This is a genomic window from Bathymodiolus heckerae thiotrophic gill symbiont (genome assembly GCF_900180345.1).
Classification (GTDB): Bacteria; Pseudomonadota; Gammaproteobacteria; order PS1; family Pseudothioglobaceae; genus Thiodubiliella.
Genome location: NZ_FXLV01000065.1, coordinates 1 through 6,775 on the forward strand (window position 1 = coordinate 1; position 6,775 = coordinate 6,775).

Consider the following 6,775-nt stretch of genomic DNA (forward strand, 5'->3'; position numbering starts at 1 on the left):
CAATTTTTGCCAGATTGGTGATTTTCTTAAACCTTGTCCTAGCAGGGCTAAGGCTGGGTTTAAAAAATCGCCAAGCAGGTGAAAAGTGGATTTTTGATGATTATTCATATTTATGCAAAGGTCTCTAATGGCTTGATTAGACAGTACTTCCCAAAGGGTACTGACTTTAACAAGGTGACAAATTCACAGATTGAATTTGTCATGAAGCGACTCAACACAAGACCTCGAAAAACACGAGGTGAGAAACAACCAGTTGAGTTATTTTTAGGAAAGGCTGTTGATTTATTAACGGCTTAGGAGAAATTGCACTTAATGTGCGAATTCAAGTATTAAATAGGTTGACAAATTTTTAATGATTTTCGCTCACTTGGTTAATGGTGTATTTTGGAATTTCAATTACCAAATCAATATTGTTAACAAGTGCTTGACAGGATAGGCGAGAATCTGGGTCTAATCCCCACGCTTTATCAAGTAAATCATCTTCTGTTTCATCAGATTCTTCAATGTCATCAAAACCTTCACGCACATAAATGTGGCAGGTGGTGCAGGCATTGGACATTTCACAGGCGTGTTCAATGTCAATATCGTTGGCAAGCATTGCTTTACAAATACTAACACCCTTCTCAGCTTCAATAACAGCACCTTCTGGGCAAAGTTCTTCGTGTGGCAATATAATTATTTGTGGCATTTTTTTACTCCTGTATTAAAACCAATTTTTTAATTGGAAAATTCATTAACATTATGACCTTTCATGGCTTGTGCGATACTACTGTTCATACGCATTTCTACAAACTTAGCACTGACCGCTTCAAGGTTGTCTATTTTATCTTGAATGGCTTTCTCGTTGTTGTCTTTTGCAACGCCAGCTAACTCTAATTTAGCTTGCATAATTGCGTCAACCATCGCTTTGTCTAGCATTTCTGCATCTTTAGCCAGTGCTGAATCAATCGCTTCTAGTGTTCTGTCTGCTTCCACTTGTGTTTCGTGCAACTGCCTAGATTCTATATCATCTTTAGCAAATAAAATAGAGTCTTTCAGCATTTGCTCCATCTCGCTATCACCCAATCCGTAAGAGGGTTTGATTGTCACATCGGCTTTAACACCTGAAGTTTCTTCGGTGGCACTAACAGATAGCAAGCCATCAGCATCCACTTGAAATTCCACTCTAATGCGTGCATTGCCTGCAACCATGGGCGGAATACCTCTGAGTTCAAATTTTCCAAGTGAACGGCAATCTTTAACCAATTCCCGCTCACCTTGCAGCACATGCACGCTCATTGCTGTTTGCCCATCTTTAAAAGTGGTAAATTCTTGTGCTCTAGTAATAGGAATAGTAGTATTTCGATGCACCACCTTCTCTACCAAGCCACCCATGGTCTCCAAACCGAGCGACAAAGGTAACACATCCAGCAGCAACACATCCTCTTGTGATTTATTACCTGCTAATGAATTGGCTTGAATGGCAGCCCCTTTTGCCACCACTTCATCGGGATTAATAGTGCATAAAACAGGCTTGCCAAATAAATCGCCAACCATGCTTCTAACCAAAGGCATTCGAGTTGATCCACCCACCATGACAATGTCTTTAATTTCACTCATTTCAATTTCAGCATCTCTTACCGCGCGTTTAGTCAATAACAATGTGTGCTTGATTAACACCTTAGACAAAGATTCAAATTTTTCTCTGGTAATGCGATACGGTGCTTCCACGCAGTTGAATTCAGCCAACTCATGATCAGTTAGAGTTTCCTTTGCAGTGCGTGCAAACTGCTTAATTTTCTGCATTTGCACAGGGGTTAATTCACCCAGTTTTAACATTTCGACACAATCATCAATAATCAATTGGTCAAAATCATCGCCACCTAAAGTAGAATCGCCACCCGTTGCCAACACTTTAAACACCCCTTTTTGAAAACTCAAAATCGAAACATCAAAAGTACCGCCCCCCAAATCATACACAGCATGAATACCCTCTTCACCTGACTCTAAGCCATAAGCAACTGCCGCCGCCGTTGGTTCATTTAATAATCTTAAGGTATTTAATCCTGCCAGCGTTGCCGCATCTTTGGTGGCTTGTCGTTGTGCATCGTTAAAATAAGCAGGCACAGTAATCACAGCACCGACTAAATCGCCACCAAGGGCTTTTTCCGCACGCTGTTTGAGCGAGGTTAAAATAGTTGATGAAATCTCTACCGCAGACAAATCACCCATAGCGGTATGAAATTGCACATTATTGCCATTTTCCACCAAGTGATATGGACAATTTTTAAAAGCCTTAACTTCTTGATAGCTCAACCCTATAAAGCGTTTAACCGATATAATTGTGTTAGTTGGGTCGGTTTTTGCATAAGGGCAAGCGTCGCAACCCACTGTGAGTTTGTTGTCTTTACCACAATGCACAACTGAGGGCAAAATCGCCTTGTTGTTTTCATCTTTCAGCACCCTACTCTCGCCACTTTGCACTGTCGCCACCAAAGAATTAGTGGTACCCAAATCAATGCCAATCGCTAATTTATGTTGGTGCGGTGCGGTGATTTGACCGGGTTCTGAAATTTGTAGTAATGCCATTAGTAAATTACTCCATTAACAATTGTTGAGCAATGGTAGTTTTTCCAGACCCATTCGGTCCTGCAACAATGATTAAAACAGGTTTTTTCATCTTTTTCTTGTTATGAAAAAAATTATTTTAACTTTGCAATTAATGTTTTTGAAGGTTTTGAATTGTCAAACCATCTTATGTTGTTATTTTCGCACTGCACATTTGTAGCAATATCTTTAAACAACTTATCCAGCCCAAGTATTGACTTTTCTTTTTTATCAAATTCTTGTTTCATAATAATTCATCCATTAATTGATTTGCCTGTGTGTTGAGCTGTGTATAGAACTTCAATTCTCTAGCCAAGTTCTTAATTTTATCAAGGCTATTCTCCTTAAAAAAGACTTGCATTTGTTCAATGTTAATCTTAATTTTACCACCGACATCTACAATAAAATCATCCAGCGCCATTTCATTTTCTTCTGCTTTTATCGCCTCTAACGACTCTCTTAACTCAATTTGACTCATCAAAAAATTCACATCCATTTGCGTATCTTTCTCATCAAAAGCATTGATACCTTGCAATTCTAATAAATAAGTGGCACGCAATAATGGCGACTTTAGCGTCTCAAAAGCACTGTTAATCAGCGAGGTATTTTGCACAGCAAGCGTTTTTTCTTTGTCACTGCCTGTAGCAAATTTATCAGGATGATACCGAGCAATTTGTATTTGATAAATTTGCTCCAAAGCATTTAAATCTATTGCAAAATTAACCTCTAAAGAAAATAACTCAAAATAGTTTTGCATAGCCGAAGAAGCTTAATTTATACAGTGAAAGATTCGCCACAGCCACATTCGGCTTTAGCATTTGGATTGTTAAACTCAAACCCTTCATTAAGACCTTCTTTGACAAAATCCACCTCGGTGCCATCTAAATAAATCAAACTTTTGGCGTCAATAATAACTTTAACACCATTATCTTCAAAAACAGTATCATCGTCATTAGTGCTATCAACAAACTCCATGTTGTAACCCAAACCAGAACAGCCTGTTGTTTGCACAGATAGGCGAATACCAACGCCCGATCCTCGATTGGCTAAAAAGCCAGTAACACGATTAGCAGCAGTATCTGTGAGAGTAATCATTTATTACGCCTTACTTTTAATATCTTCAATCGCTGCTTTAATCGCATCTTCAGCCAAAACTGAACAGTGTATTTTTACTGGCGGTAAGGCCAATTCTTCAGCAATATCAACATTTTTAATCTGTGCTGCTTCGTCTAAAGTTTTACCTTTAACCCATTCTGTTAATAGCGAACTTGAGGCAATCGCAGAGCCACAGCCGTAAGTTTTAAATTTTGCCTCTTCAATCACACCATTACCATCAACCTGAATCTGCAAACGCATTACATCGCCACAAGCAGGTGCACCGACCATACCTGTGCCAACATTTTTAGCGTCTTTGTCTAAAACACCCACATTGCGTGGATTCTCGTAATGGTCTAGTACTTTTTCACCATATGCCATATTATTTCTCCTTATTAAATACTTATTGTTATTCTAACCTTGTTGCGAGTTGCTAACCCATGCATTTATTATGCTCATTTTAATGGGCAGCCCATTCAACCTTGCTTAAATCAACGCCGTCTTTAAACATATCCCACAATGGCGATAAATCACGCAGTTTTTCTACTTTTTCACGCACCAAGACAATCGCCTTATCAATATCAGTCTCAGTGGTATAACGACCAATGCTAAAACGAATAGAACTGTGTGCTAATTCATCGTTCAATCCGAGTGCTCGTAATACATAAGATGGCTCAAGACTGGCACTGGTGCAAGCAGAGCCCGAAGACACAGCCACCTCATTGATTGCCATCATTAGTGATTCGCCTTCCACATAGTTAAAACTAATATTGAGATTGCCTGGAATACGGTGCTCTAAATCACCATTCACTTGCACCTCTTCCATGTCGATAAAACCTGCTAACAAACGGTCGCGTAATGCGGTAATTCGTTTGTTTTCCTCAGCCATTTCAGTCTGTGCAATGGCAAATGCCTCACCCATACCTACAATTTGGTGTGTTGCCAGCGTGCCTGAGCGCATACCACGCTCATGCCCACCGCCGTGCATTTGTGCCTCTAGGCGTACGCGTGGCTTACGACGCACATACAAAGCGCCCATGCCTTTAGGTCCATAAATTTTGTGTGCTGAAAAACTCATTAAATCAACTGGTAATTTACTTGTATCAATTGCCACTTTGCCAGCTGATTGTGCTGCATCAACATGGAAAAAAACTTTATGCTCACGACAAAGATTGCCAATCGCTTCAATGTCTTGAATAACGCCAATTTCGTTGTTCACATGCATAACAGACACTAGAATAGTGTCTTCACGAATTGCATCTTTCAGCACTTTTAAATCTAACAAGCCATTCGGCATTGGGTCTAGATAAGTAACTTCATAACCTTCACGCTCAAGCTGCCTGCAAGTGTCTAATACTGCCTTATGCTCTGTTTTTAAGGTAATAATATGCTTGCCTTTTTTCTTGTAAAAATGCGCAATACCCTTAATTGCTAAATTGTCTGATTCAGTTGCACCCGATGTCCAAACAATCTCTCTTGGATCGGCACTAATCAAGTCTGCTACTTGTTTTCTGGCTTTTTTGACTGCATCATCTGCCTGCCAGCCATAATAGTGTGAATTAGAGGCTGGATTGCCAAAATCGCCATCCATGGTTAGGTATTTCATCATTTTCTCTGCAACACGCTTGTCAACGGGCGTGGTAGCAGAATAATCCATATAAGTAGGTATCGTCATAGTCTTTTAGTCCTTTATTATTTCGTTATAGCCCTTCACTGGGATTGAGGTCGTGATTGTCAATCACCATTTGTAATGTTTTACTGCTTAAAAATATTCTAATTTGGTTGCTCACATCGCACCATAATTGATGAGAGATACACTGCTTTCCATTATTACATCCGCTTGCACCCTTACAACGACGCAAATCAATGTTTTCATCAACCGCCTCAATGATTTGAGTAAGGCTAATGTCTTTTGCTTGTGCATCAAGCAAATAACCACCACCTGGTCCACGCACACTTTTTACCAGTGATGCCTTTCTGAGTTTGGCAAATAATTGCTCTAAATACGACAGAGAGATGTTTTGCCTTTGAGAGATAATATCCAGCGTAATCGGTTTGCCTGTATTATTGGACGCTAAATCTAACATCGCTGTAACTGCGTAACGACCTTTAGTAGTGAGTTGCATAATTAATACTCTAGCCAAAACTTGACATTATATATAACCAAGTATTTTAGTCAAGTTTTATTTTCAATTTCATCTAAGCGTTTAAGAATGGACTTTATTGCTTCAATATTTGGGTCGTTGTCGTTACTCACGCCATAGGCATCAAAACTTAAATGCTCTGATTTATCGCTCAGCACTCTGCCTGGCACACCCACCACAGTTTCATTGGTAAAAACAGATTTGGTTACTACTGCATTTGAGCCTATTCTGGCACCATTTTCAAGCGTAATTGGACCTAGGATTTTAGCGCCTGCGCCAACCACTATATTATTTTTTAAAGTCGGATGGCGTTTGCCTTTTTTCCAAGTAGTACCACCCAAGGTAACGCCATGATAAAGCGTGCAATCATCGCCAATCTCAGCCGTTTCGCCAATCACTACGCCCATGCCATGGTCAATAAAAAACCGCCTGCCAATCTTAGCTGCAGGATGGATTTCAATACCGGTTAGCCATCTTGCCAACATAGAGATAAATCTGGACAGCCATTTAAGTTTCAACAGCCATAATCGATGCGACAGACGATAAAACAACATCGCCTGCACGCCAGAATAAGTGGTTATTATTTCAAAAGTGTTTCTTGCTGATGGGTCTCGGTCAAATACACTTTGAATGTCTTCAATAAATTTCATCTGCATATTATAGAGACCTTTGCATAAATATGGATGATTAACAGAATTCAATTTTTGTCAAATTGATAATTTTCTTAAACCCTGTCCTAGCAGAACCAAGGCTGGGTTTAAAAAGTTGCTAAGTTGGTAAAAAGTGGATTTTTTGATGATTATTCGTATTTATGTAAAGGTCTCTACGGGAAATTGCAATGAATTATCAACAACTGACTAACGATGAACGATACCAGATAAAAGCGTGTTTACAACTACATATGAATCAGATTGGCATTGCCAATCTGTTAAACAGAAGTCCGGCAACTA

Annotated in this window: 11 protein-coding genes and 1 pseudogene; 2 read left to right on the top strand and 10 right to left on the bottom strand. The window is 39.5% G+C overall.

What is annotated here, in order from left to right:
- Window positions 1-126: 126 nt before the first annotated feature.
- Window positions 127-297, top strand: a pseudogene (locus tag CRYPD_RS07070) (IS30 family transposase); the annotation flags it as partial.
- A 52-nt stretch (window positions 298-349) separates the two neighbouring features.
- Here the strand turns inward: CRYPD_RS07070 and fdx are convergent.
- The 10 genes from fdx to cysE form a co-directional block, all read right to left on the bottom strand.
- Complete coding sequence (gene fdx, locus CRYPD_RS07075; RefSeq protein WP_138146886.1) at window positions 350-688, bottom strand: ISC system 2Fe-2S type ferredoxin; 339 nt, start codon at window positions 686-688, stop codon at window positions 350-352.
- Between the two features lie 29 nt (window positions 689-717).
- On the bottom strand, window positions 718-2,568 hold the full coding sequence (gene hscA, locus CRYPD_RS07080; RefSeq protein ID WP_138146887.1) for a Fe-S protein assembly chaperone HscA: 1,851 nt from the start codon (window positions 2,566-2,568) through the stop codon (window positions 718-720).
- A gap of 7 nt (window positions 2,569-2,575) precedes the next feature.
- The gene (locus CRYPD_RS08385; RefSeq protein ID WP_280178682.1) at window positions 2,576-2,659 is read right to left on the bottom strand and encodes a zeta toxin family protein; all 84 of its coding nucleotides are present in this window, start codon (window positions 2,657-2,659) and stop codon (window positions 2,576-2,578) included.
- A gap of 22 nt (window positions 2,660-2,681) precedes the next feature.
- Window positions 2,682-2,834, bottom strand: coding sequence for a hypothetical protein (locus CRYPD_RS08180; protein WP_171004390.1), 153 nt, complete (start codon window positions 2,832-2,834; stop codon window positions 2,682-2,684).
- A complete protein-coding gene (gene hscB, locus CRYPD_RS07090) occupies window positions 2,831-3,343 on the bottom strand; it encodes a Fe-S protein assembly co-chaperone HscB (protein WP_138146888.1) in 513 nt (170 codons plus the stop codon). The genes CRYPD_RS08180 and hscB overlap by 4 nt, the downstream gene beginning before the upstream one ends.
- Before the next feature lie 17 nt (window positions 3,344-3,360).
- A complete protein-coding gene (gene iscA / locus CRYPD_RS07095) occupies window positions 3,361-3,681 on the bottom strand; it encodes an iron-sulfur cluster assembly protein IscA (RefSeq protein ID WP_138146889.1) in 321 nt (106 codons plus the stop codon).
- A gap of 3 nt (window positions 3,682-3,684) precedes the next feature.
- Window positions 3,685-4,062 carry a Fe-S cluster assembly scaffold IscU gene (iscU, locus tag CRYPD_RS07100; protein ID WP_138146890.1) on the bottom strand — a complete coding sequence of 126 codons (378 nt, stop codon included), beginning with the start codon at window positions 4,060-4,062 and terminating at the stop codon, window positions 3,685-3,687.
- A 79-nt stretch (window positions 4,063-4,141) separates the two neighbouring features.
- The gene (locus CRYPD_RS07105) at window positions 4,142-5,356 is read right to left on the bottom strand and encodes an IscS subfamily cysteine desulfurase (protein WP_138146891.1); all 1,215 of its coding nucleotides are present in this window, start codon (window positions 5,354-5,356) and stop codon (window positions 4,142-4,144) included.
- A gap of 25 nt (window positions 5,357-5,381) precedes the next feature.
- Window positions 5,382-5,807 carry an Rrf2 family transcriptional regulator gene (locus tag CRYPD_RS07110; protein ID WP_138146892.1) on the bottom strand — a complete coding sequence of 142 codons (426 nt, stop codon included), beginning with the start codon at window positions 5,805-5,807 and terminating at the stop codon, window positions 5,382-5,384.
- 50 nt (window positions 5,808-5,857) lie between these two features.
- Window positions 5,858-6,475: a serine O-acetyltransferase gene (cysE, locus tag CRYPD_RS07115; protein ID WP_138146893.1), complete on the bottom strand. Its 618-nt coding sequence runs from the start codon at window positions 6,473-6,475 to the stop codon at window positions 5,858-5,860.
- Window positions 6,476-6,663: 188 nt separating this feature from the next.
- Between cysE and CRYPD_RS08495 the strand changes: the two genes are divergently transcribed.
- Window positions 6,664-6,775: helix-turn-helix domain-containing protein (locus tag CRYPD_RS08495; RefSeq protein WP_171004391.1), on the top strand; the 112-nt coding region annotated here is incomplete at its 3' end.